Here is a 26,205-nt window from a genome sequence, read left to right as displayed (position 1 = left end):
CCGTGCACAAGAACGCCCGAACAGGCCGAACAGTCAGGCCGGTGCAGCGGCAGGACTGGGACGCGTGCCGCGCGAAGACCCCTGCTCATAGCGGTCCATCGCGAGCCCGTCCGTGCGGATTTCCGGGCGCTGGCCCATCACCATGTCGGAGATGAGCTTGCCGGAGCCGCAGGCCATGGTCCAGCCGAGGGTGCCGTGGCCGGTGTTGAGGAACAGGTTGGCGTAGCGCGTGCCGCCGACGATGGGGGTGCTGTCGGGCGTCATGGGGCGCAGGCCGGTCCAGAAGGTGGCGCGGGGCACGTCGCCGCCGGGGAACAGGTCGGTCACCACTTTTTCGAGCGTGGCGCGGCGCGCCGGGTTCAGGCGCAGGTCGAAGCCCGACAGCTCGGCCATGCCGCCCACGCGAATGCGCTTGTCGAAACGCGTGACCGCCACCTTGTAAGTCTCGTCGAGCACCGTCGATTGCGGCGCGAGCGACTCGTCGATCAACGGCACCGTCAGCGAGTAGCCCTTCACCGGGTACACCGGAATGTCCAGGCCCAGAGAGGCGACCGCGGCGCGCGAGTAGCTGCCGAAGGCCATCACGTAGCGGTCGGCCGTGAGCACCTTGCCGGCCGTGGTGCGCACGCCGGTGATGCGGTTGCCGTCGGTTTCCAGGCCGGCGATGGTCTGGCCGAAGCGAAAGTCCACGCCCATGCCCTGGGCGATTTTCGCCAGGCCGCGCGTGAAAAGGTGGCAGTCGCCGGTTTCGTCGTTAGGCAGGCGCAGGCCGCCGGTGAGGCGGTCGCGCGCGCCGGCCAGCGCGGGCTCGACGCGGGCGAGCGCGTCGCGGTCGAGCAGCTCGTAGGGCACGCCGCATTCCTCGAGCACCGCGATGTCGCGCTGCACCGCGTCGAGCTGCGCCTGCGTGCGAAACAGCTGCAGCGTACCGCCTGTGCGCTGCTCGTACTGCAGGCCGGTGTCGGCGCGCAGCTGCTGCAGGCAACCGCGGCTGTATTCGGCCACGCGCATCATGCGTTCCTTGTTCACCGCATAAGCCTCGGGCGAGCAGTTGCGCAACATGGCGGCCATCCAGCGCAGCTGGAACAGCGTGCCGTCCGGGCGAATGGACAGCGGCGCGTGCTTCTTGAACATCCACTTGATCGCCTTCAGCGGAATGCCCGGCGCGGCCCACGGCGTGGAGTAGCCGGGCGACACCTGGCCGGCATTGCCGAAGCTGGTTTCCTCGGCCGGGCCGTCCTGCCGGTCGAGCAGGGTGACCTCGGCGCCCGAGCGCGCGAGGTAGTAGGCCGTGGTGGTGCCGATCACGCCGCCGCCGAGAACGATGACTTTCATGGTGTATTCGCCGATTCAGATGGAATACATGGAATCTAAAGTGCACAATGCCGTGGATTCCATCGTTTTTAGAGCTTCGGCAGTGAAAAGCACTGCCGAAAATCGCCCAAGGCCACGCGCGAAGTGAAATGCCCGAACCCGACCGCATCGACCGCATCGACCGCAAGATCCTCGACGTTTTGCAGCGCCAGGGGCGCATGTCCATGACCGAGTTGGCCGAGCACATCGGCCTGTCGGCGTCACCCTGCGCCGAGCGCGTGAAGCGCATGGAACGCGACGGTGTCATCACCGGCTACCACGCGCGCGTGGCACCCGAGGCGCTGGGCAAGACGCTGCTGGTGTTCGTGGAAATCAAGCTCTCGGCCAAGTCGGGCGACGTGTTCGACAAGGTCAAGCAAGAGCTGCTGCACATGCCCGAGGTGCTCGAGTGCCACCTGGTGTCGGGCAGCTTCGACTATCTCGTGAAGGCGCGCCTGAGCGGCATGAGCGAGTACCGCCACCTGCTTGGCGACATCCTGAAGAAGTTGCCCGTGGCGGCCGAGTCGCACAGCTACGTGGTGATGGAGGAAATCAAGGAAACGCTGCTGCTGGCCACGGACCGATGACCTCGAACCACGACGTTCCCGACATCGTCATCCGGCCCTGGCGGCTGGACGACTTCGACGCCGTCAAGGCCATCCTCGACGACACCTTCGCGGGCACCTGGCTGCCGCAGCTCACGCCCGAGGCGGCCGCCGCCTACCGCGAAAGCGGCGAGCCCGTGGGCTACATCGACGAGATGGGGCCGGCGTTTTTCGTCGCCGAGATCGACGGCGAGGTGCTCGGCATGGTGCACTGGGAGCACGACTTCGTGCTCGCGCTGCACGTGCCCGCCGCGCAGCAGCGCAAGGGCATCGCCCGCGCGTTGATGGCCTTCGCCGAGGACGGCATGCGCGCCGAGGGCGTGGCGCTCGCGCGGCTGGAAACCGACACCTTCAACACGCAGAGCCAGGGCTTCTACCTGGCGCTGGGCTACCGCGAGGCGGAGCGCTACCCCGATCTCGAATGGCACAGCGGGTTCACGACCATCCTGTATGTGAAGACGCTCTCTTCTTCGTCTCCTTCGTCTTCTTCCTCTTCCTGATTTACCCGCTCATCGACGACACGAGAACACGAGAACACAAGGACACCGGCATGACCATTTCGATCCGCCGCGACGGCATCACCGGCACGCGCCACATCCTCAAGATCCGCAACCACGAGATTGCTGTCGATGCCTCGCCCGCGGGCGGTGGCAGCGACGCGGGGCCCGACCCGCACGACCTGTACGACGCGTCGCTCGCCGCCTGCAAGGCGCTCACGGTGTTGATCTACGCGCGGCGCAAGGGCATTCCGGTGGAAGACATCGAGGTGCTGGTCGACCGCGACGCCAGCGAGGAGCGCAAGGGCGTGTACCGCCTGAAGTCGGGCCTTCGCGTGAACGGCGACCTCAGCGATGCGCAGCGCGACGAGCTGCTGCGCGTGGCCGAGAAGTGCCCGGTGCACAAGCTCATGACCGAGGTGAAGACCGAGATCGAGACCGGCTGGGCCGATTGATCTGTCACCGTCGAGATCACCGCCGCGATCGTCGCGGCGATGGCGGGCGCGGGCCTCAGGCCCAGGTCATGAAGCGGATCGCGCGCAGCACCTCGGCCTCGCGCTCCATCAGGAAGTCGGTGTGGCAGGCGTTGTCCAGCGTGAGCCTGTGGCTCGTCTTCAACGCCGCGACCAGCTCGTCGGCGTTCGACTGGTAGACGTGGCGCAGCAGGCGCACCGTGGTGGTCGCGTCTTCGCGCGCCGCCGGTGCCAGCGGCTCTTCGACCCAGGGCAGCAGGTCTCGCACCGCGGCGGGCAGGGCGGTCACCACCAGCGCGGGCGCGCGCACGGCGCTGTAGTCGGGAACGAAGTGGTGCGCGGCGAAGTCCATCGCCTCGGCCACGCTGTCGGGAGTGTTGGGCCGCACGCTGCCGTCGGGGCGCAGGTCGAGCGAGTCGCGCAAATTGGCTTCGAGCGCGGGCCACCAGTTCTTGGTCAGGCGCCGGTTGAAGGCGACGGCGGCCTGCAGCGAGGCAGTATCGGCGTAGCTTGGCGTGGGTTCGTTCAGCGCCTTGTTGTCTGGCGGCTTTTCACCGCCGGTGTCGCCGTCCACCGTGTAGTTGTAGGTGGTGTCCAGGTAGACGAGCCCTTGCACGCGCTCGGGGTGGCGGCCCGCGAAGCGCGTGAGCTCGTTGCCCGCGATCGAGTGCCCGGCCAGCACCACGCGCTGCAGCCCCAGGGCATCGAGCGCCGCCTTCAGGTCGGCGACCAGGTCGTCCACCTCGTAGTACTGCGTAGCGCTCTTCACCGGCAGCGGCTTGCTTGAAAGGCCGTAGCCGCGCCGGCTGATCGCCACCACGCGCGAGAAGTCGGCCGCCAGCGCCGGCGCCAGGCTGTCGAAGTAGCGCGCGTTGCCGCCCAGGCCGGCCAGCAAAACGATGACGGGGCCCGTGGCGCCGGGGGCGCGCCAGTCGCGCACTTGCAGCGACACATCGGGCGTGGTCGACACCTTCACCTGGCGCTCGGTCACCGACACGGCGCCAGCCACAGGACCGGGGCCGGGGCCGACTACGCCACCGCCACCCGAACCTCCACCGCCGCAGGCCGCCAGGGCCAACGCTGGCGCAACGGCCGTGAAGGCGGCAAAGGCGTGCAGCACGTGCCTGCGCCGGGGTGGAAAAAACGGGGCGGGGGCGGGCGGTTGGGGGAGGCGACTCAGGAGGCGATTCACGTGCACGGGCTTTCTGGAAGGTGTCGTTCCAGTGTCTGTTCGGCGGCTGAAGGACGCCTTGGCCCTTCATGAAGATTTCCTGAAGTGCGCCGCAATGGCTTGGCAGATACTTCGGCCTCCTCCAGCACCTCGGGCCGCACGGCCTGTACACCCATGAACCTCCTGCTCGTCGAGGACGACCTTGATCTAGGCAACGGCGTGCGCATTGCGCTGGCCAACCAGGGCATGGACGTGGTGTGGGTGCGCCGGCTCGACGACGCCCTGCGCACGCTCGACGGCGGCACCTTCGACATGGTGCTGCTCGACCTGGGCCTGCCCGACGGCGACGGGCTCGACCTGCTGTTCCGCCTGCGGCGCGACAAGCAGATCTTGCCGGTGCTGGTGCTGAGCGCGCGCGACGCGCTGACCGACCGGCTGCGCAGCCTGGACGACGGTGCCGACGACTACCTGGTCAAGCCCTTCGCGCTGGCCGAGTTGCTGTCGCGGGTGCGGGCGCTGGCGCGCCGCAGCTACGGCTTCAACGACGAGACCATCCGCATGCGCGGCCTGGCGCTGCACGAGCCGACGCGCGGCGTGATCGTCGACGGCGAGCCGGTGGAGCTGTCGCGCTGCGAGTTCGACCTGCTGGCGCTGCTGCTCAAGCGCACCGGCCGCGTGGTCACGCGCCGCGTGATGGAAGAGCAGGTGCTGCCCGGCGGGCAGGCCAACGGCAGCAACTCGCTGGAGGTGCACATTTCCAACCTGCGCAAGAAGATCGGGCAGGGCTACATCCGCACGGTGCGCGGCATCGGCTATGTGATCGACATGCAATCGCTGGTGCGGAGCGCTAACAAGTGATGCAGGCGCTGGCGCGGCGCTGGAAGCACTGGAAACAGCCTTCCCTGATGCGGCGCTTGCTGCTGGCGCAGATGACCGTGGTGGCGCTCCTGTGGACCATGACCATCGCGCTGCTGCTGTACGACTCGTACGACGACCCCGAGCTGCTGAAGTACGACAAGATCTTCAACACCGTGATCGCCATTTCGCAGAACATGGCCGACCACCCGCAGCGCCAGCAGGAAACCCTGGCCTCCTTCGACGCCGCGCTGCTGGAGACCGTGGGCGACGGCGACGCCGCCTCCGACAGCGCGCCGGTCATGCAGGTGTGGCAGGGCGACAGGCTGATCTACCGCTCGACGGCGGCCGTGCCCGTGATCTTGAACACCGTCCCCAACCGCATCGAGACCGTGAAGGCCGGCGATCGCGAATGGCGTGCGCGCACGCTGGTGTCGCCCACCTCCGACACGCGCGTGATGCTGGCAGAGCCCAGCGTGTGGCGGTTGACGGTGACGGTGCTGAACCGCGGCTTCTACCTGCTGCCGCTGGTCATCAGCCTTCCGTTCCTGGTGTTCCCGGCGTGGCTGTCGGTGCGGCTGGCGCTGCGGCCGTGGCGCCAGGTGAGCAAGGAAACCGCCGAGCGCGGGCCGGCCGACCTCACGCCGCTGTCCTACGCGCCGCCGCACAAGGAGCTGCAGCCGCTGGTGCAGAGCATCAACAGCCTGCTGCAGCGGGTGCGCGACAGCACCTCGCGCGAGCGAAGCCTGATCGCCGACGCGGCGCACGAGTTGCGCACGCCGCTGGCCGCCATGCGCGTGAACGTGGAGGCGCTGAAGGAGCAGAGCACCGACGAGGGCCAGCGCGAGCTCATGGGCAACCTGCTGCGCAGCAACGACCGCGCCGCGCGCCTGGTGGGGCAGCTGCTGCAGCTGATGCGCAGCGATGCGGTCTCGGGCAACAACCTGCCGGTGATGTTGTCGCTCGACGCGCTGGTGCAAGACCGCCTGGCCATGATCGATGGGCTGGCCAGCGCCCGCCAGGTGGAGCTGGAGCTGGTGTGCGACGACGCGCACGGCACGGTGCCGGTGCTGGGCGAGCGCGAAAGCCTGGCCTCGATGGTCGACAACTTGATCAACAACGCCATCAAGTACAGCCCCGAACGCACGACGGTGACGGTGCATGTGGCGCGCGACGGCGACCATGCCGTGCTGAGCGTGGCCGACCGCGGCCCGGGCATTCCGCCGCCGCTGCGCGAGCGCGTGTTCGACCGGTTTTTTCGCAATCCGGAACAGACGCAGAGCGGCAGCGGGTTGGGGCTGGCCATCGTCAAGTCGGTGGTCGACCGTCATGGTGGAGAAGTGACGCTGGGGGATACCGCGGGCGGCGGTCTGCTGGCGACCGTGCGGCTGCCGCTGGCTGAGGCGGATGCGCCGCAGCCCTTGTTGTGCGCTTGAGCGGCTGGCGCGGCCCGAAGCGCGCCCGGGGCTCCGCAAATGCCCCCTAAAGGCCTGGTCAGGTCCATTTTTGGGCGACGATTTACACTAGCGGGCTGCCTCCCGGCGCCGTTTACAGGACACTTTCACCAATGAAGTGGGTCATTCTTGCCATCTTCGCGCTCAGCGCGCTCTACGTTCACTTCCGGGGCCAGGTCCGTCACAAGTTCTTCAGACAGCTCTCTGATCACTCGACCTTCCTCGCCCCGCTGAACGTCTTCATGTACCTTTTCTCGAAGGTGCCTGGTACGCCGTACCTTTCGCCCGCGCAGTTCCCCGAGATGCGCATCCTCGAGGAGAACTGGGAAGTCATTCGCGAAGAGGCGCTGGCCATGCGCAACGGCGGCAGCATCAAGGCCTCCAGCCAGTTCAACGACGTGGGCTTCAATTCGTTCTTCAAGAGCGGCTGGAAGCGCTTCTACCTGAAGTGGTATGACGAGGCGCATCCGTCGGCCGCCGTGCTGTGCCCGCGCACCACCGAACTGCTGAAGGGCATCGGCACCATCAAGGCCGCCATGTTCGCCGAGCTGCCGCCGGGCAGCCGCCTGGTGCGCCACCGCGACCCCTTCGCCGGCTCGCTGCGCTATCACCTGGGGCTGTGGACGCCTGGGGTCGAAGGCTGCTACATCGACGTGGACGGCCAGCGCTACCACTGGCGCGACGGCGAGGCCGTGGTGTTCGACGAAACCTTCATTCACTACGCCGAGAACACCACCGACCACGACCGCGTGATCCTGTTCTGCGACATCGAGCGGCCGTTGAAATACCGCTGGGCCAGCGCCGTGAACCGCTGGTTCGCCAAGAACCTGCTGGCCGCCGCGAGCTCGCCCAACGACGCCGGCGACAAGACGGGCGGCATCAACCGCGCGTTCAAGTACATCTACCAGATCCGCGTGGTTGGCAAGCGCCTGAAGGCCTGGGACAAGCGCGCGTACTACCTGGTGAAGTGGGCCATCTTCGGTGGCCTGGCGCTCTGGATCTTCTGGTAAGGCTTCGCTCGTAAAAGCTACGCCGCGCGGGCCCCGAACGCTTCGCTGAAGGCCTGCGCCACCGCCTCCACGTTGCGACTGCCTTCGTCGGAGCTTCGCCAGACCAGCGACAGCTTCCTGAACGGCGCGCGGCTTCCCAGCCCCACCTCGCGCACCGCGTAGGCGCGCACCAGCGGCCGCCGGGGCTGCGGCACCACCGACACCCCGAGGCCCTGGGCGACCATCGCGACGATGGCATCCATGGAGCGCAGCTCCATCACGCAGCGCGCGCCCGGCACCAGACTGCGCACATGGCGCGCGGCCACGCGGCCGCCGGCCAGCGAGAGGTCGTAGCCGACCCAGTCGTGCGCCTCCAGCAGCTGCTTCGCGTTCTTTCCGGTGGCGTTCGGCGGCGCCAGCATCACGTAGGGCTGGCGGTGCAGCTCGCGCCAGATCAGCCGGCGCGAGCCGCCCGATTCGGGCCGCACCAGCAAGGCCACGTCGAGCCGCGCGGCCTTCAGTTCGGACACCAGTTCGTCGCTGTCGTTCAGCGGCGGCACCACCACGTCGAGCGCGGGGTGCCGCTGGCGCAGCGCATGCAGGGCCTGCGGCAGCACGTCGCTCTGCATGCTGGTGATCACGCCCACCCGCACGCGCCCCGCCACCTCGACCACCGGGCGGGAGCGCAGCGTTTGCAGCCGGTCTGCAAAGTCGCCCACCGCATGCACCACTTCGCGCGCAAAGTCGGTCGGCAGCATCACGCGCGTGGAGCGGTCGAACAGCGGCCGGCCGAAGTACTGCTCCAGCTGCTTGACCTGCAGGCTGACCGCGCTCGGGCTGCAGCCGACGACCCCGGCGGCGGCGGTGAAGCTGCCCTGTTCGATGATGGTTCGCAGCGTGGCCAGCAGCGTGAGATTCATGAGAAATCCTCACAGTTGAGGTTTGTACATATCGCTTTACTCATTCTATGGGGTGCCTAGGATCAATGGCGTCATCACCTCCATCCGCGCTGATTCACCGCTTTGACAGACTGGAAACGCCCGCCATGAACCTTCTACGACGCCATGCCTTCGCTCTCTCAAGTGCTCTCGCGCTGAGCTTCGCCTTGCCCGGGTTGCCCGCCTCGCAGGCACACGCCGCCGCCGCATGGGTACCCGAGCGCCCGATCCACCTCGTTTCCCCCAGCCCGCCGGGCGGCGGCACCGACGCCGTGGCGCGGCTGCTCGCGGCCAAGCTGGGCGAGCAGGCCAGATGGCAGGTGGTGGTCGACACCAAGCCCGGCGCGGGCAACAACATCGGGCTGGAGTTCGGCGCCAAGTCGCCACCCGACGGCTACACCGCGGTGCTCGGTGAAACCAGCAACCTCGCGGTCAACCAGTTCCTCTACAAGAAGCTGAACTTCGACCCCGCGAAAGACCTCGCGCCCGTGGCGCTGGTGGGCACCGGCGTGTCGGTGCTGGTGGTGAACGCGGCCAGCCCCTACGACAGCCTGGCGGCGCTGCTGGCGGGCGCGAAGAAAAAGCAGCTCGCCTATGCGTCTTCGGGCAACGGCACGGTGGGCCACCTGGTGGCCGAGAACCTGCGCGTGGCGACTGGCGCCGGCCTGCTGCATGTGCCCTACAAGGGCGGCGGCCCGGCCATGACCGACATGCTGGGCGGGCAGGTCGATTTCTACATCTCGTCGCTGGTATCTGCGCTGCCGCTCATCAAGGACCGCAAGCTGCGCGCGCTGGCCGTCACCTCGGGCACCCGCGACGCCTCGCTGCCCGAGGTGCCCACCTTCATCGAGAGCGGCTTCAAGGGCTTCGAGTACTACACGCTCTACGGCGTGGTCGTGCCGGCCAAGACGCCGGAGAACGTTGTGCAGACCATGAACAGGGAAATCAACCGTGTGCTCGACGCGCCCGACGTGCGGGCCAACCTCGCCACGCGTGGCATCTACGTGCGCACGGGCACGCCGGAAGCGTTCGACGCCTTCTTGAACAGCGAGCGCAAGAAATGGGCGGAGGTCGTGAAAGCGTCCGGCGCGACGGCCGAATGACGCAAGCTGCTCCCATGATGAACACTGCGACTGATACGACTGACCCTATTGGTGCGACCACCGTTGACCTGCGCAGCGACACCGTCACCCGGCCCACTGCGGCGATGTACGAGCGCATGGCCACCGCCCCGTTGGGCGACGACGGCCTCGACGGCGACCCCACGGCGCGCGAGCTGGAATCGACCACCGCCGCGCTGCTGGGCAAGGAGGCCGCGCTGTACGTGCCCAGCGCCACGATGGCCAACCTGCTGGCGATCCTCGCGCAGGCCGGGCGCCAGGAGCTGGTGCTGGCCGAGGCGGCCTCGCACATCTACGTGACCGAGCGCGGCGCGGGCGCGCTGACCGGTACCTTCTACGAGGGCATTGCGGGCGTCGAGGGCGCCATGGACCTGGAGCGGCTCGGCGACGCGCTCGCACCCGGGCGCTACAAGCTGCGCACCGGTGTCGTGTGCATGGAAAGCTCGCACAACAACGCCGGCGGCGCCGTCTTGCCGCTGTCGCACATGCGGGCCGTGTTCGAGGCGTCGAAGCGCATGGGCGCCGGCGTGCACCTCGACGGCGCCCGGCTCCTGCACGCGGCGGTCGCGCTCGGCGTGCCGGCGGCGGACATCACGGCCTTCGCCGACACGGTGTCGCTGTGCCTGTCCAAGGGCCTCAGCGCGCCCATGGGCGCGGTGCTCGCCGGCTCGGCCGCCACCATCGAGCGCGCCCGGTCGCTGCGCAAGATGCTGGGCGGCAGCCAGCGCCAGGTCGGCATCGTGGCGGCCGCGGGCCTGGTGGCGGTCGAGTCGATGGTGGCGCGGCTGGCCGACGACCATGCGGTCGCCCGGCGGCTGGCGCAAGGCATCGGCCGGGTGCCGGGGCTTGCCACCAACGCGCCGCAGACCAACATCGTGCAGGTCGATGTGAGCGCCACGGGCATCGATGCGGCGCAGTGGGAGCGCGAGCTGAAGGGCCGGGGCGTGCTGGTGCGCTCATGGGGCCGGCAGCGGCTGCGCTGCGTCACGCACCGGCATGTGGGCGAGCGCGAAGTCGAGCTGGCGTTGGCCGCCTTCGCGGCGGTGGCCGCGAACCCTGCGCGGGGCATGCAAGACCCGCCCGGCGCGGCGGCCTGAGCTTCGGCTGAAGCTCAGCCCCGGGCTTCGGTCCACACGCGCCAGTCGCGCACGCTGCCCGCGCAGCTGATGGCGCCCGCCAGCAGCGCGCCGCCGAGCACGTCGAGCAGCACATGCTGGCGCGTGGCCAGCGTCGAGTAGACGATGCCGACGGCCCACAGCAGGTTGACCACGCGCAGCCCTGCGGGCGCGCCCACGCTGCGCAGCTGCCGGCCGAGTTGCACGGCAGCCAGCACCGCGAAGGCGACGTGCAGCGACGGAAACGCGTTGCCCCCCGCGTCGGCGCTCTTCAGGAACTGCAGCGCCGGGTACTGCGCCCAGTCGACCGCAAAGGCCGGCACCACCGTCGGAAACACCCAGAACACCACCAGCCCGACCGCGGCCATCAGCGCGGCGTCGCGCGCGCATGCCCACAGCTCGGCCTTGTTCTTTGCGAAGGCCGGCGGCAGCGAAATGTAGAACCACAGCGAGCCGTACAGCAGCATCGCGTCGTCGCTCACGCCCACCCAGTGGTCCAGGGGCGTGAGCGGCATCACCGTGGGCTGCCCCAGCGGGTTGTGCATCACCCAGAAGTACAGGAAGAAGAAGCCCGAGATGCCCAGCGTGGTGCCCACCATCTTCGGCACCCAGAGCGTGGCGATGCGCCGGGCCAGCGCCAGGTACCAGGCGACCGCCGGGCTGGAAGCCAGGGAGGCTGCCGAGTTCACGGCGGTCATGGAGACCACGGAGGACGGAGGAGAGGAAATCGCCGGACGGGAGGTCACCGATGCTGCGCTCGCGAAAACTGGGGTGGGTTGGGCGCCGGGTTCAGTGAGCGCCTGGGTGGAATACCGCCCCAGCTTAGGCGCCTGCATTGCCTGAACATTGCGCCTTCTGCGATCGACGCTCTCCTAGAATGACCGGCCTTTTCGCGCCCCAGTTCCCGCTCGCCCCTCGCTCCTCGCCCTTCCTCTGTCCCGTCCCTTGCACAACGCCCCATGAGAATCCTGCTCGTCGAAGACGAAGTCGACCTGGCGCAAGCGCTGGCCTCGGCATTGCGGCAGAACCAGGCGGTGGTCGACGTGGCCGGTTCGCTGCGCGAGGCCGAAGAGGCGGTGCTGTGCGCGCAGCACGACGTGGTCGTGCTCGACCGCGGCCTGCCCGACGGCGACGGCCTGTCGCTGGTGGGCTTTCTGCGGCAGAACGACATCGCCACTGCCGTGCTGGTGCTCACCGCCATGAGCGACGTGGCCGAGCGCGTGCTGAGCCTGGACGGTGGCGCCGACGACTACCTGGCCAAGCCCTTCTCGATGGACGAGCTGATGGCGCGCGTGCGCGCGCTGGCACGGCGCCCCGCGGTGCGCGCGCAACCCGTCATGGCGCTGGCACAGCTGCGCTTCGACCATCACCTGCGCCAGGCCTACGTGGGCGAGGCAAGCATCACGCTGCCACGGCGCGAGCTGCTGGTGCTGGAGGCGCTGCTGGAACACCGCGGCCGCACCGTGCTGCGCGAGGCCATGCAGGAGCGCGTGTACGGCGACCGCGACGAGATCCAGTCGAACGCACTCGACACGCATGTCTCTCGGCTGCGCTCCAAGCTCGACAAGGCCGGCGCGCAGGTCGAGATCCACGCGATTCGCGGCGTGGGCTACCTGATCTGCGCGGCGCCGCCGCCAGAAGCGGCGGCGGAGCGATGAGCCTGGGCCTGAGCCTGCTGTCGCTGCGCTGGCGGCTCATCTGGAGCCTGATCTTGCTGCAGGTGGTGGTCGGCCTGCTGGTGATGGGCGGTTTTCTCGGTCTGGCCTGGGTGCTGGGCCGCGTGGTCGACGAGACCGGGCAGGAAACGGTGGCCGCCATCCAGCGCGCGCTGGTGCGCAGCGCCGACGGCCGGCTGTCGGCCGAACCCACGCCCGAGCTGCAGCGGCTGCAGAAGGCCCATCCGCCGTTGTGGTTCATCGTGCGCGACGGCCGCGGCGCGGAACTGCGCCATGGCGAGGTGCCGCCGGAGTACCTCAAGCTGCTCGCCGCGTTCGACGGACTGGAGCGCGTGGCCATCAACCCCGAGCCCGACAGCACCCGGCCCAAGGCCCGCTTCGAGCGCGTCGACAGCCGCGCCGGCCCCGTCAGCGTGATGGCGCAGACCGGCGGCCCGCTCACCGTGCGCAACACGCTCAAGGGCACCGGCATCGCGTTCCTGTTCCTGGTCGCGCCCATGGCGCTGGTCACCTGCCTGGGCGTGATCCTGGCCACGCCCTTCGTGGTGAAGCGCGGCCTGAAGGGCGTGGTGGCCACGGCCGAGCATGCCGAGGGCATCGACGTGCACGAGCGCACCACGCGGCTGCCGCTGGCCAACGTGGCCAGCGAGATCCGCCCGCTGGTCAACGCCGTGAACCGCGCCTTCGACCGGCTCAACGAAGGCTACGACCGGCAGGAGCGCTTCCTGGCCGACGCCGCGCATGAGCTGCGCACGCCCATCACCACGCTGCAGATCAACATCGAGGGCCTGCCGCACGACCCGCTGAAGGTGAAGCTGATGCAGGCCTCGGCGCGGCTGGCCACGCTGGCCGAGCAGCTGCTCGACCTGCAGCGGCTGGACCGCATCGCCGCGCAGGAGTGGCCGCAGGTCGACTTGAAGGCGCTGTGCGAGCGCATGGCCGGCGACATCGCGCCGCTGGCCATCATGAACCGCTGCACGCTCTCGGTCGACGCGCCTCGGCCGCTGTGGGTGCGCGGCGATGCGCCCTCGCTGGAGCGCGCGCTGGCCAACCTGATCCAGAACGCCATCGAGCACGGCGGGCAGGGCTGCGACATCCAGGTGCGGCTGTGGGAGCCCTCGGGTTTCGAGGTGCTCGACTCGGGCCCGGGCATTCCGGAGGCCGACCGCGAGCGCGTGGTGGCGCCGTTCCACCGGCTGGTGCCGCGCGGGCGCGGGGCGGGGCTGGGGCTTCACCTGGTGGCCGAGGTCGCGCGGTTGCATGGCGGGCAGCTGACCATCGGGTCGAGCGAATCGGGCGGGGCGAAGATGCGGCTCGAGTTGAACCTTGGTGCGTGACAGCGAGGCAGAGCGCTAAAGAACGCGAGCCGCCGCGGCGCTACCTGGCAGCGATGCGCTGCATGGCTTCCTGCGCCATGCGATCGGAATTCCGACGCAGCTTCGCAGCGGCAGCAAGTCGCGCTTGTCGGCCGAGGCCACAAGGTCTGCCACCCCGGTGAGGGCCGCGGCCAGCACGTGATCGTCATCAGGGTCAGTGGGCACCGCCCGTGGCACGTTCACGGGCGAGACCACGACGGCCAGACTGCGCAGGTCGTCCACGAGGCCGTGCGCGGCGAGACCGGCCTGCGCCAAACGAAGAGCGAATTTGTCGCGCATGAGCGCATCGAGCAATTCAGGCAGCAACACTTCGCTGTTACACAGCTCGAACTCGCGTGCGCGCGCGGCGTTGAGCAGTTGGCGCGGCAATCATGAAAAGAGCAGGCCGGAGGCGAGCAGGTTCGTGTCGAGAACGAAACGTACGGTGCAGGGGCCTCAGGCGCCTCGGCGCCGCGCTTCGCGAGCGGCTTGCAACTCGTTCTCGACCTCGTCCTCGGAAAGCGCAGCCTTGTCCAGGGCGTCGAGCTTGGCCATGGCTTCGCCCAGTCGCGCGGCGGCTGCGCTACGTTCCTCGCGCGCGGCCAAGGACTCCATGAAGTCGCCCACCTCCACGCGGCCGAGCGGCAGTTGCTTCAGGCGTTCGATCAGGCGGGTTTCGATGGCGGTCATGGGCGGCTTCCTCTCCGGGTCACTGGGGTTGACGCCCGGTTGTACAACAGGTTTCGCCAAAGACGTCCGGCGAGGCGGCACAAGGCCCTGCGCCGCGCATTGATGCCCCGACAATCGGCCGGGCCACACCAAGCCCTCCATGCCTCTCCCGACATGAACGCCATCGACCGCCTGCCCGAGCCCACCAACCTTGCCGGCGCCCAGGCGCTGATCGCTCGCGTGCAGGCCGTGCTTGATGCAGCGGGTGTCTCGATGCGCGCGCCGCCGCCCGAGCCCACCACCTGCTGCGGGCGTGGCTGCAACGGCTGCGTGTGGGAGGGCTGGCTGGCCGCGGTGAACTACTGGCGCGACGAGGCGTCGCTGATGCTGGAGTGAGTCGCGGCCCCCGCTGTCGCCGGCGCCTCAGCGCGTTTCCCAGAAACCCCGGTGCGTGGCCACCATCTCGTCGGCCACTTCGGGCACCGGCCCGATCACCTCGATGTTCTTGTGCCCGCGCGCGAACACTTCGCGGCAGGGCAGGCTCAGCGTTGGGTTCTCGGGGTGGTCACCCGTGAGCGCGAGCAGCGCCGACTCTTGCGCGCCATAGACGACGCACCCGATGTTCGCCCAGTAGCTGGTGCCCGCGCACATGGCGCAGGGCTCGAAGGTGGTTACCAGCGTGCACTGCCACAGGTACTCGGGCGGCCAGTTCAGCGCCGCGTGGCGCGCCAGCGTGGCCTCGGCGTGATGCACCGTGTCGATGTTGCCCTGCTCGGCGAGCACGGTCTCGCCGTCGGGCGCGACGAGCACGGCGCCGAACGGGTGGCGGCCCATGGCCATCGCGCGGCGGGCCACCTCGTCGGCGCGGCGCAGCGCGCGAATGACCTGGTCTCGCGTCATCGGGCGCTCACTGGTTCTGCGAGCCGCGGTGCGCCCAGCCCGTGGTGTGCTTCTCGATCACGCTGAACAGTTCGTACATCAGCATGGCCATCGCGCCCACCACCATCAGGCCCGCGAAGGCCAGGCCCATCTGCATGGCCGAGCCGGCGGAAATCAGCAGGTAGCCGATGCCCTCGTTGGCGGCCGTCATCTCGCTCACCGTGGTGCCGACGAAAGCCAGCGTGATGGCGACCTTCAGCGAGCCGAAGAAGTAGGGCATGGAGCGCGGCAGGCCGATCTTCATGAGCACGTCCCAACGCTTGGCGCCCAGCACGCGCAGCACGTCTTCCAGCTCGGGCTCGAGCGTGGCGAGGCCGGTGGCGATGTTCACCATGATCGGGAAGAAGCTGATCAAGAACGCCGTGAGGATCGCCGGCCCCACGCCGATGCCGAACCACACCACCAGGATGGGCACGAAGGCCGCCTTGGGCAGCGCGTTGAACGCCGTCATGAGCGGGTACACGGCCGCATAAGCGATGCGCGAGCTGCCGATGACGAAGCCCAGCAGCACGCCCACCACGATCGCCAGGCCAAAGCCCGCCATCGTGACCCAAAAGGTGCGCCACGCATGGCCCGCGATGATTTCCTTGTATTCCCAGAACTGGTTCCAGATGCGCAGCGGGCTCGGAAAGATGAAGTCCGAAACCTCGAAGCCCGCGCACACGACCTGCCACAGCAGCAGCACCGCGACCAGCAGCAGCCAGGGCGACCAGCGTTCGATTTGCCGGGTGTTCTTCATGCGGCGGCTCCTGCTGCGGCGGCAGTTTGGGCGGCGCTGACGCCGGTGTTGCGGATGGCGCCGATGTGGCTGCGCAGCTCCAGCACGATGTCGGTGAACTCCTTGGTGTAGGTCAGCTCCAGCTCGCGCGGGCGCGGCAACTCGATGTCGCGCTTGACCACGAAGCGCCCCGGGCTCTTGCTCATCACGTACACCGTGTCGGCCAGGAACACCGATTCGCGCAGGTCGTGCGTCACCAGGATGACGTTGAACTGCTGCTCGGTCCACAGGTCGCGCAGGATGCACCACAGCTCTTCGCGCGTGAACGCGTCGAGCGCGCCGAAGGGCTCGTCGAGCAGCAGCATCTTGGGCTCGTGGATGAGCGCGCGGCAGATGCTCGCGCGCTGCTGCATGCCGCCGGAGAGCTGCCACGGAAACTTGTCTTCATAGCCCGCGAGGCCCACCTTCTGCAGCAGCTTGCGCGCGCGCTCCACGTACTCCTTGCGCCTGGCCTTGAAGCTGGAGCGGTAGGGCTCGACGATTTCCAGCGGCAGCAGCACGTTGTCGACCGTGGTGCGCCACGGCAGCAGCGAAGGCGCCTGGAAGGCCATGCCCGAGATCTTCAGCGGCCCGGTCACGGGCTGGCCGTCAATGCGGATCTTGCCCATCGAGGGCATCTTCAGCCCCGTGGTGAGCTTCATGAAGGTCGACTTGCCGCAGCCCGAAGGGCCGACGATGGCAATGAACTCGCCGCGCCTGACCTTCAGGTCGATGGCCTCGACCGCAAAGTGGTTCTCGCGCAGCAGTTCCTCGTTGTAGGCGAGCCAGACGTCCTGGAAGTCGACGAAGGGAGCTGCCGCTTGCGTGGCGTCGTTCGCCATCACTTCTTCAGCACGTTCAGCTCGGCCGCCGGCGGCAGCAGCGCCGCCGTCCACACCGCGTCGGGGCTCACGCGCGTCTTGGTGTTGAAGGCGTCCGACACCTGCGAGGCCATGAGCGACATGCGGCCCGCGTTCACCGCGCCGAAGCCTTCGGCGCGCGCGTCGGCGCTGTTGATGACGGTGTCGATGGCCAGCTGCAGGCGGCGCGTTTCGAGCTTGCTGTCGATGATGCCGTCGCGCGCCTTCACCGACTCGATGGCCACGGCCGGGTTGGCGATGACTTCCTTCGCGCCTTTGGAAAAGGCCGACAGGAACTTCTTCACCGCCTCCGGGTGCTCCTTGATGAGCTTGGGCGACGCGATGATCACGTTGCCATACAGCTTCACGCCGTAGTCGGGGTAGGGGAGGATGACCACGTCGGCCGTCTTCGCGCCGCGCGCTTCCAGGTTGAGCAGCGAGGTGAAGGTGAAGCCTGTGATGGCGTCGACGTCGCCGCGCATCAGCATGGTCTCGCGCAGCGTCGGGTCCATGGCGGTCCAGTTGACGGCGCCGATGTTGTTGGCCTTGGCGAAGATCGGGAACGCGCGGCGGCCTGCGTCGAACACCGGCGCGCCCAGCTTCTTGCCGGCAAGGTCGGCGGGCTTGGCGATGCCGCTCTTCTTCAGCGCCATGACCGAGGCGGGCGTGTTGTTGTAGACCATCATCACCGCCACCGGCTTGTTGGGGCTGTCGGGGTTGTTGGCGTGGAATTCCATCAGCGCCGCGAGGTCGGCAAAGCCCATGTCGTAGGCGCCCGAGGCCACGCGCGTGACGGTGCCGCCCGAGCCGTTGCCCGCGTCGATGGTCACGTCGAGGCCGGCGGCCTTGAAGTAGCCCTTGGCCGCGGGGTGCAGGAACAATGCAGCCGGGCCTTCGAAGCGCCAGTCGAGCTGGAACTTGATCGGCGTCGGGGTCTGCGCAAAGGCCGCGTTCAGGCCGAAGCTGAGGGCCGAGGCGGCGAGGAAGGACTGGAGCAGGTGGCGCTTGTTCATGCGGGATCGGTCCGTGAAAGGTGAATGCAAGGGAGTGCCGGCATTCAAGCAAAAACGGTGCCCGCACGTGATTGGTGCGAACCCTTCCCGTGAATCAAGGTGGTGCGTTAGCCGCACCTGCGCTGGGATTTTTCAGCAAATCCCTTCGGTTTCAGGGGCTTGTTGCACCGAAACAGAGCCAATAGGGGTCGCCCACGCGCTTGCCGACGCTTGCCGCGGCGTCGCGCACGGTGGCGCCGAAGCGCTCGACCAGCGCTTCGGACAGCATGTCCGCGGGCAGGGCGATGCCGAAGGCGTAGGTCTGCCGCGTGGCCGCGTCGAACACCGCCGACGAGATGCCGGCCACGTTGGTCACGTATTCGCCGCGCGACAGCGCCCAGCCGCTCTCGCGGATGACGGCCAGCCGCGCGAGCAGGTCCTTGCCCGTGCGGGGCGCGTCGCCGCGGCCCTTGTCGAGCTGCGCGCCGAGCAGCGCCGTGACCTCGTCGTCGCCCAGGCGCGCCAGCAGCGCGCGGCCCATGGCGCTGGAGTAGGCCGGCGCGCGGCTGCCCGGCGGCGTATAGATCTGCAGCGCCCCGGCGCCGGTGCGCATCTGGATCACCAGCGTGTCCACGCCGTCGAGCACGTTGATGTAGCCGGTGAAGCTGGTTTCGCGCACCAGCGCGTCCAGCGCTTCTTCCACCAGCGAGGCCGCGTTGCGCGAGGCGCGGAAGTGGTACGAGGCTTCCATGATCACGCCGCCCGGCCGGTAGGCGCGCGTGGCCGGATCGCGGTCGAGAAAGCCGTAGCTGGCCATCATGCTGAGCGTGCGCGAGGCCGAGCTCTTGGGCAGGCCCAGCTCGGTCACCACGTCCGTCACCGTGATGTCGCGGCGCAGCCGCGCGATCAGCTTCAGGACGTCCATGGCGTTGGCAAGGGTGCTCATAGTGTTCGGTGGTTGGCGACCGGGGATCATAGGTTCGGCGCAACCGGTGGGCACTGCCGGTGCGGCCGGAGCCCGGCGCGTCGGCCGCGTGCCCCGGGCCCGTGTTGCCTTGGCCTACACGCGTTGCCTGCGCCCCCCCACATGACGACTGGCACGGGGTTGCGCAAATGGACGCTTCGCAACCCGCCCGATCCACCGACCGAGAAAGACCGCCATGGCAGACGATGCAAAGACCCCTTCCCAATTGGCTGACGAAGCCAGGCAGACCGGCCACGACGCCGCACGGGCCGCCAGCGGCCTGGCGGGCGAGGCGAAAGACATCGCCGGCGACACCGCGCGGGCGGTGCGCTCCGGCCTAGACGACGCGAAAGCCGCCGCCGGCGAGGCGCTCGACACCGCGCGCGGCGTGGCCGCCGATGCCAAGGATGTCGCCGCCGACGCAGTGGACACCGGCCGCGCCTACGCCCGCAACGCCGTGAACGAATCCGGCAAGAAGATCGCGAGCTTCAAGGAGCAGGCCGCGCAGTGGCAGGAGTCGTGCTCGAAGCAGATTGCCGCCGACCCCGTGAAGTCGGTGCTGATCGCCGCGGCCGGCGGCGCGTTGATTGCGGGCCTGCTGCTCGCGTTCGACCGGCCGGCAAGCCGCTACTTCGACGGCCGAAGCTTTCCGTGGGACCGCTGAAGCCGATGCAGGGCATGGCACCGATGAAGCCGATGAAACCCATGGAGGCGATGGAGCCGATCTCTCCGCCTGACGACAGCTGGTGGCCCGCGGGCTTGTCCGACCCCTCCAGCACCGGCGGCCAGAACGGCGTGCGCTACGCCTTCTTTCCCGCGCAGCGGCGCCTCGCGGTCGAGCAGAACGGGCGGGTCAGGCAATACGATACCGGCAGCCACCGCATCTCCGGCGTGAGCCAGAAGCAGCAAAACGCCGAGGGCGGCGCGCCGACGTTCGCCAGCCAGGACGGGCCGGTGAACCTTTCTTCACTGAAGGAAGTGGGCTGACCAGGCTCGACCGCCACTGAACGCTGGGGCGCCGCCTTTTGCCTCCTGCTCCTCCATCACCCCGGCGCCCCGGGCGCTGGTTCTGGCTTGCGCTGTGCGCTTGCGTGGCGGCGGCCGGCTGGGGCGTGGGCACCGGCGCGGTGAAGATTCCTGAGCGCTTCGATCCATGGGCACCGCTCGATGCCAAGGCGCCGCCCGACTTGCTCACCGGCTTCAAGCTTGCGCGGGCACGCGCGGAGCCGGCCCGTTGCCTGGCGGCGCTCGAGCGAACGGGCATGCACTACGACCTGCTGCCCGACCGCGAGACAGGCCCCGGCTGCGGCTTCCAGAACGCAGTGCGGCTGCGCTCGGCCGGTGTGCGGCTGAACCCGGCGGCGCCTTCGCTGAGCTGCCCGATGGCGCTGTCGTTCTTCATGTGGGAAACGCATGCGCTTCAACCTGCCGCCGAACAGCGCTTCGGCCAGCCGGTGGTGGCCGTCGAGCACCTGGGCAGCTATGCGTGCCGCAACATCAACCGCGGCGAAGGCGCGCCGCCTGACGCGGGGCGAAGCGCGTCCGCCAACCCAGCGCCCCAGGCATCACGCAGCCGCCACGCGACGGCGAATGCGCTGGACATCGCCGGCCTTACGCTGGCCGATGGCCGCCGCATCACCGTGCTGCAGGACTGGCCACGCGAAGCTGTTGCGGATATCGCCGCCGCCGACAACCCCACCGCACTGCTGCTGCGCGACGCGCACCGGGGCGCATGCCGCTTCTTCGACGGCGTGCTCGGCCCGGACTACAACGCCGTGCACCGCGATCACTTCCACCTGGAAACCGGCGGCTACACGATGTGCCGTTGACGCTGGTGAGCGTCCATGCTCCGGCGCTCAGGCATTCCCGTTCGCCAGGCCCTTGGCCTTGCGGCTCGCGCGCTCCCCGACGAACTGCCGCAGCTCCTGCCGTCCATCGTCCGTGATGCCCTTCACCACCACGACCTGCGGCGCCAGGTAGGCGCCGGTGTTGGCCGCTGGCGTGGCGAATTCGGCTTCGACCAGGCCCGTGGCGGCCAGCACGGAAATGCGCCGCACGTCTTCCGGGCGGTCCAGGCGAAGTGGAAACCGCGCGTGCTGAAGCCGCATCAGGCAAAAGAGTGGCATCTCTATCCTCCATGTACCCGGTGTTTTTCTGCCGCACCGGTCGGCCCCAAACTGGTGCGACAAATGTATACAAACGTCAATAATTCGCAAGTCGTTACGAAAACCGGAGTTCGGGGCAGGAAAGAAAGGGATGCAGGACAGGTAACAGCGCCGTTCGGCGCTCAATCCTCCGGCCGCATCAGGCCCGCCAGCGCGCCGTGCCCGCGCGCCTCCAGCGCGTCCGATGCACCGACGCGGTCACGATGCGCCTTGTTCTGGCTCAGCTTGAACTTGCCGACCAGCGAGGTCAGCGCAATCTCGATGCCGACGATGTTGCGCAGCATGCCGTCGATGAACTCCGGCTCGGAGTCGCCCATCTTCCAGGGCTTGGGCTCGTCGGCCTCATGGCGGCGCGTGAGCCGCGCGACGATGCGGCGCACGAAGCGTTCGTCGTCGTGCACGGTGAGGATGCCGTGCGCGTGCACGACCTCGTAGTTCCAGGTGGGCACCTGGCGGTGCGCCTCGTGCTTGCTCGGGTACCAGTTCGGCGAAACGTAGGCCTGCGGCCCGGTGAAGATCACCATCACCGGGCTGCCCGAGGGGCAGCGTTGCCACACCGGGTTGGCGCGCGCGACATGGGCTGACAGCAGGCCGTGCGGCCCCTGGTCTGCATCGAACTCGAACGGGATGTGGTCGGCGTCCAAGCCCGAGCCGTCAGGGCCTTGCGTGACCAGCGCGCCCAGCGGGTGCTCGCGCATCACGCGGTGCAGGGGTTCGGGGCGGCTCTCGGCGAAATGCGGGGGGATGTACATCGGTGGGCGAAGCCTGGTTGGCAAAGCCCGAATGTCGCGCCAGACCGGCACAGTGAGAAGATCCAGTTTTTCCACTTTTGGCTGGGCCAGTCTTGTCAATCTCTTCACAAGCATCGGCCGGCGCCGGTCGCCGCGTGTACGAACTGCTGCGCGGGCAGATGGCCGACGGCTCGCTGCCGGCGGGCGCGCGCGTGCCGTCCACACGCGCGCTGGCCAGCGACCTGGGCATTTCGCGCACCACGGTGACCGCGGCCTTCGAGCAACTGGCCGCAGAAGGCTTCCTGCTGACCTCATCGGGGCGGGCCGCGCGTGTCGCTACGCCGCCGGTGGCAACGCCAGCCATTCGCCCTGTGCCGGGCCGGCGCGGCAAGGCGGGACGGTCCATGTCCCTGTCTGTGCCCCTGTCCGTGTCCTTGTCCGCATATGGCCGCCGCGTGGCCGCGACCGAGATGCCCGCCATTCCGGCGTCGCCCGCGGCGGCCATCGACTTCCGCTACGGCGCCGTGGCCTCGCGCGACTTTCCGACGCTGGTCTGGCGGCGCGCCTACCAGGCCGAACTGCTGCGCAGGCAACCCAGCCTGTTCTACGTGGCGCCCGAGGGCGAGGCGTCGTTGCGCCGCGCCTTGCAGGGCTACCTCCGGCGCGCGCGGGGGCTCGTCTGCGATGCGGAGCAGATCGTGGTCGTGCACGGTTCGCAGCAGGGCATCGACCTGTGCGCGCGCCTGCTGCTGGAGCCTGGCGACGACTTCGTCTTCGAGGACCCGGGCTACCTCATGGCACGCCGCGGTTTCGAAGCCGTGGGCGCCCGCATGGCGCCCGTGCGCGTGGACGCATACGGGCTGGACACGGCCAGCCTGCCACAGGACGGCCGCGCGCGGCTCGCGTTCGTCACGCCGTCGCACCAGTTTCCGCTGGGCGGCGTGCTGCCCGTGGCGCGCCGCATGGCGCTGCTGCAGTGGGCGCAGCGCAACCGCGCGTGGGTGGTGGAAGACGACTACGACGGCGAGTTCCGCTACGGCCAACGCCCCATCGATGCGCTGCAGTCCATCGACACCGACGGCCGCGTGATCTACATAGGCACCTTCTCGAAGGCGCTGTCGCCGCAGCTTCGGCTGGGCTACCTGGTGCTGCCGGTTGAACTGGTGCCCGTGTTCCGGCACGCCAAGCGCCTGGTCGACCGCCATGCGCCCGTGCTCGACCAGCGCGTGCTGGCATCGCTGATCGACAGCGGCGCTTACGAGCGGCACGTTCGGCGTGTGCGTCGAGAGAACGAGCGCCGGCGTGCCGAGTTGCTGGCCGCCGTGGCGCGCTACATGCCGCGCGATGCGCGTGTCGACGGCACGGCGGCGGGGCTGCATGTGGTGCTGTGGCTGCCGGGCCTGAAGGCTGTGGACGAGGGGGCCTTGGCAGATGCGGCTCGGCAGAAGGGGGTCGGCGTCTATCCGCTGTCGCCGCTGTTCGCGAGCCGCAAGGGAGCGAAGGCGCGGGCTGCGGGGTTCATTCTTGGGTATGCGGGGTTGACGGTGGCGGAGATCGACGAAGGGGTTTGCGCGCTGGGCCAGGTGACGAGCGACTTCATTTCGCGGCAGGTTGCTCGCAGGGTCTAGTTCGCCAGAAGGCTGGTGAAACCCGCCTTGACAGCCTTCACGCCGGTTCTATCATTCGTCCAAATATGTTGGATCAAGTTCCAAAATATGGAACCACAAGGAATGACCATGAACCACGAGGCAACCGGCGCCATGCCGCTGCAGGCCGACAACGCAGCCCCTGCGCAGCAGCCGTCGCCGCACGAGCTGCACCCGAAGGCATTGGCCCCGGCCAACCTCGTCCTCACCGTGGTGCTTAGCGTCTTCGGCGCCATCGTCGGCATCCAGATGCTCGCCAGCCTGGGCATCACGCCCAGCACCTCGCTCATCGGCGCGCTCGCGGCCATGACGCTGGCGCGCGTGCCGCTGGCCATGTTCCGGGGCTTTCGCTCGGTGCATGCGCAGAACCTGGCGCAGACCAGCATCTCGTCGGCCACCTTCGGCGCGGCCAACAGCCTGTTCCTGCCGATCGGCATTCCCTTTCTCTTCGGCCTGCCCGACATGGTGGTGCCGATGCTGGTGGGCGTGAGCCTGGCGATGCTGCTCGACGCCTGGCTGCTGTACCGCATGTTCGACACGCCCGCCTTTCCCGCGAAGAACCCATGGCCGCTGGGCATCGCGGCGGCCGAGGCCATCAAGGCGGGCGACGGGGGCGGCAAGCAGGCCTGGCTGCTGCTGGGCGGGCTGGCCACGGGCGTGGCGGGCGCGGTGTTCAAGCTGCCGATGTCGGCCTTCGGCGTGGCGCTGATCGGCGGGCTGGGCGCGATGATCGCCTTCGGCGTGGGGCTGCTGGTGCGCGGCTATTCGGCACCGCTGTTCGGGCTGGACATCGGGGCGCTCTATGTGCCGCATGGCATGATGATCGGCGCGGGCATCGTGGCGCTGGTGCAGGTGGGGCGCGTGGTGCTGAAGAAGCGCGGTGCCACGTCGGGCAGGCAGGACACTCCCGGCACGCCGGCCGCGCTCGCGGCGCAGGAAGCACGCGGCGCCACCGCGCTGGGCCGCTCGCTGCGACTGGGCAGCGTCGGCTACCTCGCCATCATGGTGCTGCTGGCCGTGGGCACCGGCGTGTACACGGGCATGTCGCCGGGCATGCTGGTGTGCTTCGTCGTCTACGGCACCTTCGCGGCCTTCGTGCACGAGCTGATCGTGGGCATCGCGGCCATGCACTCGGGTTGGTTCCCGGCGTTCGCGGTGGCGCTCATTTCGCTGCTCATCGGCATCCTCATCGGCTTTCCGTCGGAGGCGCTGGTGGTGCTGGCGGGCTTCTCGGCCGCCACCGGACCGGCCTTCGCCGACATGGGCTACGACCTGAAGGCTGGGCACATCCTGCGCGGCGAAACCTCGGGCACCCCTTTTGAAACCGAAGGCCGGCGCGAACAGATGATCGCGGGCATGGTCGGCTTCGCCGTGGCCATCGTGGTGGTCGCTTGCACCTACCGCATGTTCTTCGCCAACCACCAGACGGCGCCCATCAACGCGGCCTACGTGGCGGCCATCAAGGCCGGCATCTCGGGCGACACGGCGCGCAACCTGGCGCTGTGGGCGCTGCCTGGCGCGCTGCTGCAGATCGTGGGCGGCGCGCGCCAGCAGCTGGGCGTGCTGTTTGCCACCGGCCTGCTCATCGCCAGCCCCATGGCGGGCTGGATGGTCGCGGCCGGCATCGGGTGCCGGCTGGTGGCGCACCGCGTGCTCGGCGCGGCCGCGCGCGAACGGCTGGAGGTGTTCGCGGGAGGGGTGATTGCCGGCGACGCGCTCTACAGCTTCTTCTCGGGCGCGGTGAAAAGCCTTCGCAAGTAGCGCCTTCTCTTCTATTTCTTCATCCACAGGACAACGAACGCATGAAACGCAATCTGACAAGCGACGACCTCCGCGCGGCCATCTGGGGCGGCGCCATCCTGGGCGGCGGCGGCGGCGGGCTCATCGAGTCCGGCGAGCGCGCGGCGCGGCTGGCGCTGCAGGTGGGCACGCCGCAGCTGTGGAGCGTGGACGAGTTCGACCCGTCGGCGCTCACCGCCACCATGGCGCTGGTCGGCGCGCCGGCCGCGCCCGACCCGCACGTGCAGCCCGCGCACCTGCTGCGCACGCTCGAGCTGCTGCGCCGCGAACTGCCCGCGGGGCAGAAGCTGGTCGGCCTGCATGCCAACGAGAACGGCGCCGAGACCACGGTCAACGGCTGGTTCCACGCCGCCATGAGCGGGCTGCCGGTGATCGACCTGGCCTGCAACGGCCGCGCCCACCCTTCAAGCGTGATGGGCGCGCTGGGCCTGCACACCGAGCCCGACTACCTCTCGGTGCAGGCCTATTCGGGCGGCGAGCCGCACCGCTATGTCGAAGGCGTGGTGTCGGGCCGGCTGGAGCAGACCTCGGCCGTGGTGCGCCGTGCCTCTGTGGAAGCGGGCGGCCTGGTGGCGGTGGCGCGCAACCCGGTGAACGTGGGCTACGCGCGCCAGCACGGCGCGCCGGGCGCCATCAGCCACGCCATTTCGCTGGGCCAGGCCTACCTCGATGGCGGCGTCGATGCGGTGGTGAACTCGCTGCACGGCCGCATCGTGGCCGAAGGCACCGTGCGCACCTACCGCTGCGAGCAGCAAGAGGGGCTGGACGTGGGCATCGTCGAGCTCGACGACCCGGCGCGCACCACGCTGCGCTTCATCAACGAATACATGCTGCTGGAGCAGCAGGGCCGGCGCGTCGCGCGCTTCCCCGACCTGGTGATGACCTTCTCGGGCGACGGCAAGCCGGTGGTGTCGGCCCACGTGCGCCAGGGCGCCGCGCTGCGCGTGCTGGTGGCGCCGCGCGCGCGGCTGCTGCTGTCGCGCACCATGTTCATGCCCGAGCTGTACCGCCCGCTGGAGAAGTCGCTGGGCGAGGCCTTCGCGCCCGAAAGCGACGAAGCCGCGGCGCTGGCCTGAGCCG

Annotated in this window: 30 protein-coding genes; 17 read left to right on the top strand and 13 right to left on the bottom strand. The window is 69.0% G+C overall.

The window, feature by feature from the left end:
• Positions 1-33 precede the first annotated feature (33 nt).
• The gene (locus QTI51_RS35360; RefSeq protein WP_286517687.1) at positions 34-1,335 is read right to left on the bottom strand and encodes a D-amino acid dehydrogenase; all 1,302 of its coding nucleotides are present in this window, start codon (positions 1,333-1,335) and stop codon (positions 34-36) included.
• Positions 1,336-1,463: 128 nt separating this feature from the next.
• On the opposite strand from QTI51_RS35360, the gene QTI51_RS35355 reads away from it, so the two are divergent.
• Genes QTI51_RS35355 through QTI51_RS35345 form a run of 3 tightly spaced genes read left to right on the top strand, consistent with a single transcriptional unit; the run spans position 1,464 to position 2,910 of the window.
• The gene (locus QTI51_RS35355; RefSeq protein WP_286517685.1) at positions 1,464-1,940 is read left to right on the top strand and encodes an Lrp/AsnC ligand binding domain-containing protein; all 477 of its coding nucleotides are present in this window, start codon (positions 1,464-1,466) and stop codon (positions 1,938-1,940) included.
• Positions 1,937-2,458: a GNAT family N-acetyltransferase gene (locus QTI51_RS35350; protein WP_286517683.1), complete on the top strand. Its 522-nt coding sequence runs from the start codon at positions 1,937-1,939 to the stop codon at positions 2,456-2,458. Before QTI51_RS35355 ends, QTI51_RS35350 begins: the two co-directional genes overlap by 4 nt.
• A 50-nt stretch (positions 2,459-2,508) precedes the next feature.
• A complete protein-coding gene (locus tag QTI51_RS35345; RefSeq protein WP_286517682.1) occupies positions 2,509-2,910 on the top strand; it encodes an OsmC family protein in 402 nt (133 codons plus the stop codon).
• A gap of 55 nt (positions 2,911-2,965) precedes the next feature.
• Here QTI51_RS35345 and QTI51_RS35340 read toward each other — a convergent pair whose 3' ends face one another.
• Positions 2,966-4,048, bottom strand: coding sequence for an alpha/beta hydrolase (locus QTI51_RS35340; RefSeq protein WP_286517681.1), 1,083 nt, complete (start codon positions 4,046-4,048; stop codon positions 2,966-2,968).
• Between the two features lie 225 nt (positions 4,049-4,273).
• On the opposite strand from QTI51_RS35340, the gene QTI51_RS35335 reads away from it, so the two are divergent.
• From QTI51_RS35335 to lpxO, 3 genes are all read left to right on the top strand, one after another.
• Positions 4,274-4,957 carry a response regulator gene (locus QTI51_RS35335; protein ID WP_286517679.1) on the top strand — a complete coding sequence of 228 codons (684 nt, stop codon included), beginning with the start codon at positions 4,274-4,276 and terminating at the stop codon, positions 4,955-4,957.
• Positions 4,958-5,004: 47 nt separating this feature from the next.
• Positions 5,005-6,390, top strand: a complete 1,386-nt coding sequence (locus tag QTI51_RS35330) for a sensor histidine kinase (protein WP_286517677.1) — start codon at positions 5,005-5,007, stop codon at positions 6,388-6,390.
• A 131-nt stretch (positions 6,391-6,521) separates the two neighbouring features.
• Positions 6,522-7,418 (top strand): lipid A hydroxylase LpxO, encoded by an 897-nt coding sequence (gene lpxO / locus QTI51_RS35325; RefSeq protein WP_116914233.1) that lies wholly within the window; start codon positions 6,522-6,524, stop codon positions 7,416-7,418.
• Between the two features lie 17 nt (positions 7,419-7,435).
• Here lpxO and QTI51_RS35320 read toward each other — a convergent pair whose 3' ends face one another.
• Entirely contained in the window at positions 7,436-8,317 is an 882-nt protein-coding gene (locus tag QTI51_RS35320) for a LysR family transcriptional regulator (RefSeq protein ID WP_286517675.1), read from the bottom strand.
• Between the two features lie 125 nt (positions 8,318-8,442).
• Here QTI51_RS35320 and QTI51_RS35315 point away from each other — a divergent pair, with 125 nt between their 5' ends.
• Both QTI51_RS35315 and QTI51_RS35310 read left to right on the top strand, forming a co-directional pair.
• Positions 8,443-9,438, top strand: coding sequence for a Bug family tripartite tricarboxylate transporter substrate binding protein (locus tag QTI51_RS35315; protein WP_286517673.1), 996 nt, complete (start codon positions 8,443-8,445; stop codon positions 9,436-9,438).
• Positions 9,439-9,455: 17 nt separating this feature from the next.
• Positions 9,456-10,553 (top strand): threonine aldolase family protein, encoded by a 1,098-nt coding sequence (locus QTI51_RS35310; protein ID WP_286517671.1) that lies wholly within the window; start codon positions 9,456-9,458, stop codon positions 10,551-10,553.
• A 14-nt stretch (positions 10,554-10,567) separates the two neighbouring features.
• Here the strand turns inward: QTI51_RS35310 and QTI51_RS35305 are convergent, their stop codons facing one another.
• Entirely contained in the window at positions 10,568-11,269 is a 702-nt protein-coding gene (locus tag QTI51_RS35305; protein WP_286517669.1) for a phosphatase PAP2 family protein, read from the bottom strand.
• A 261-nt stretch (positions 11,270-11,530) separates the two neighbouring features.
• On the opposite strand from QTI51_RS35305, the gene QTI51_RS35300 reads away from it, so the two are divergent.
• Both QTI51_RS35300 and QTI51_RS35295 read left to right on the top strand, forming a co-directional pair.
• Entirely contained in the window at positions 11,531-12,229 is a 699-nt protein-coding gene (locus QTI51_RS35300) for a response regulator transcription factor (protein ID WP_116914235.1), read from the top strand.
• Positions 12,226-13,584: a sensor histidine kinase gene (locus tag QTI51_RS35295; protein WP_286517666.1), complete on the top strand. Its 1,359-nt coding sequence runs from the start codon at positions 12,226-12,228 to the stop codon at positions 13,582-13,584. Before QTI51_RS35300 ends, QTI51_RS35295 begins: the two co-directional genes overlap by 4 nt.
• Positions 13,585-13,599: 15 nt before the next feature.
• On the opposite strand, the gene QTI51_RS35290 is transcribed toward QTI51_RS35295, so the two are convergent.
• Positions 13,600-13,992: a PIN domain-containing protein gene (locus tag QTI51_RS35290; RefSeq protein ID WP_286517664.1), complete on the bottom strand. Its 393-nt coding sequence runs from the start codon at positions 13,990-13,992 to the stop codon at positions 13,600-13,602.
• 66 nt (positions 13,993-14,058) lie between these two features.
• Positions 14,059-14,292 carry a hypothetical protein gene (locus QTI51_RS35285; RefSeq protein WP_286517663.1) on the bottom strand — a complete coding sequence of 78 codons (234 nt, stop codon included), beginning with the start codon at positions 14,290-14,292 and terminating at the stop codon, positions 14,059-14,061.
• Between the two features lie 153 nt (positions 14,293-14,445).
• On the opposite strand from QTI51_RS35285, the gene QTI51_RS35280 reads away from it, so the two are divergent.
• Complete coding sequence (locus QTI51_RS35280; protein ID WP_116914239.1) at positions 14,446-14,667, top strand: oxidoreductase-like domain-containing protein; 222 nt, start codon at positions 14,446-14,448, stop codon at positions 14,665-14,667.
• A gap of 27 nt (positions 14,668-14,694) precedes the next feature.
• On the opposite strand, the gene QTI51_RS35275 is transcribed toward QTI51_RS35280, so the two are convergent.
• From QTI51_RS35275 to QTI51_RS35255, 5 genes are all read right to left on the bottom strand, one after another.
• Complete coding sequence (locus tag QTI51_RS35275) at positions 14,695-15,171, bottom strand: nucleoside deaminase (RefSeq protein ID WP_286517661.1); 477 nt, start codon at positions 15,169-15,171, stop codon at positions 14,695-14,697.
• Between the two features lie 7 nt (positions 15,172-15,178).
• On the bottom strand, positions 15,179-15,949 hold the full coding sequence (locus QTI51_RS35270; RefSeq protein WP_116914241.1) for an ABC transporter permease: 771 nt from the start codon (positions 15,947-15,949) through the stop codon (positions 15,179-15,181).
• Entirely contained in the window at positions 15,946-16,809 is an 864-nt protein-coding gene (locus QTI51_RS35265) for an ABC transporter ATP-binding protein (protein ID WP_286517659.1), read from the bottom strand. The genes QTI51_RS35270 and QTI51_RS35265 overlap by 4 nt, the downstream gene beginning before the upstream one ends.
• Positions 16,809-17,840 carry an ABC transporter substrate-binding protein gene (locus tag QTI51_RS35260; RefSeq protein ID WP_286517657.1) on the bottom strand — a complete coding sequence of 344 codons (1,032 nt, stop codon included), beginning with the start codon at positions 17,838-17,840 and terminating at the stop codon, positions 16,809-16,811. The genes QTI51_RS35265 and QTI51_RS35260 overlap by 1 nt, the downstream gene beginning before the upstream one ends.
• Before the next feature lie 151 nt (positions 17,841-17,991).
• Positions 17,992-18,765, bottom strand: a complete 774-nt coding sequence (locus tag QTI51_RS35255) for an IclR family transcriptional regulator (RefSeq protein WP_286517656.1) — start codon at positions 18,763-18,765, stop codon at positions 17,992-17,994.
• A 214-nt stretch (positions 18,766-18,979) separates the two neighbouring features.
• Between QTI51_RS35255 and QTI51_RS35250 the strand changes: the two genes are divergently transcribed.
• From QTI51_RS35250 to QTI51_RS35240, 3 genes are all read left to right on the top strand, one after another.
• Complete coding sequence (locus QTI51_RS35250) at positions 18,980-19,447, top strand: hypothetical protein (protein WP_132749189.1); 468 nt, start codon at positions 18,980-18,982, stop codon at positions 19,445-19,447.
• A complete protein-coding gene (locus tag QTI51_RS35245; protein ID WP_286517655.1) occupies positions 19,435-19,770 on the top strand; it encodes a hypothetical protein in 336 nt (111 codons plus the stop codon). The genes QTI51_RS35250 and QTI51_RS35245 overlap by 13 nt, the downstream gene beginning before the upstream one ends.
• Positions 19,771-19,874: 104 nt before the next feature.
• On the top strand, positions 19,875-20,612 hold the full coding sequence (locus QTI51_RS35240; protein ID WP_286517654.1) for an extensin-like domain-containing protein: 738 nt from the start codon (positions 19,875-19,877) through the stop codon (positions 20,610-20,612).
• Between the two features lie 27 nt (positions 20,613-20,639).
• Here the strand turns inward: QTI51_RS35240 and QTI51_RS35235 are convergent, their stop codons facing one another.
• Both QTI51_RS35235 and QTI51_RS35230 read right to left on the bottom strand, forming a co-directional pair.
• On the bottom strand, positions 20,640-20,909 hold the full coding sequence (locus QTI51_RS35235) for a hypothetical protein (protein WP_132749191.1): 270 nt from the start codon (positions 20,907-20,909) through the stop codon (positions 20,640-20,642).
• Positions 20,910-21,070: 161 nt separating this feature from the next.
• Complete coding sequence (locus QTI51_RS35230; RefSeq protein WP_286517652.1) at positions 21,071-21,700, bottom strand: FMN-binding negative transcriptional regulator; 630 nt, start codon at positions 21,698-21,700, stop codon at positions 21,071-21,073.
• Between the two features lie 158 nt (positions 21,701-21,858).
• On the opposite strand from QTI51_RS35230, the gene pdxR reads away from it, so the two are divergent.
• From pdxR to QTI51_RS35215, 3 genes are all read left to right on the top strand, one after another.
• Positions 21,859-23,307, top strand: a complete 1,449-nt coding sequence (gene pdxR / locus QTI51_RS35225) for a MocR-like pyridoxine biosynthesis transcription factor PdxR (RefSeq protein ID WP_503011573.1) — start codon at positions 21,859-21,861, stop codon at positions 23,305-23,307.
• Positions 23,308-23,415: 108 nt separating this feature from the next.
• Positions 23,416-25,086 carry an OPT/YSL family transporter gene (locus QTI51_RS35220; RefSeq protein ID WP_286517648.1) on the top strand — a complete coding sequence of 557 codons (1,671 nt, stop codon included), beginning with the start codon at positions 23,416-23,418 and terminating at the stop codon, positions 25,084-25,086.
• 41 nt (positions 25,087-25,127) lie between these two features.
• Positions 25,128-26,201 (top strand): S-methyl thiohydantoin desulfurase domain-containing protein, encoded by a 1,074-nt coding sequence (locus tag QTI51_RS35215; RefSeq protein WP_116914249.1) that lies wholly within the window; start codon positions 25,128-25,130, stop codon positions 26,199-26,201.
• The last annotated feature ends 4 nt before the right edge of the window (positions 26,202-26,205 follow it).

Origin of the sequence: Variovorax sp. J22G73 (assembly GCF_030317035.1) — a bacterium.
Lineage (GTDB): Bacteria > Pseudomonadota > Gammaproteobacteria > Burkholderiales > Burkholderiaceae_C > Variovorax.
Note: the sequence above shows the minus strand (reverse complement) of the source record. Positions and strands in the feature narration are given on the sequence as shown.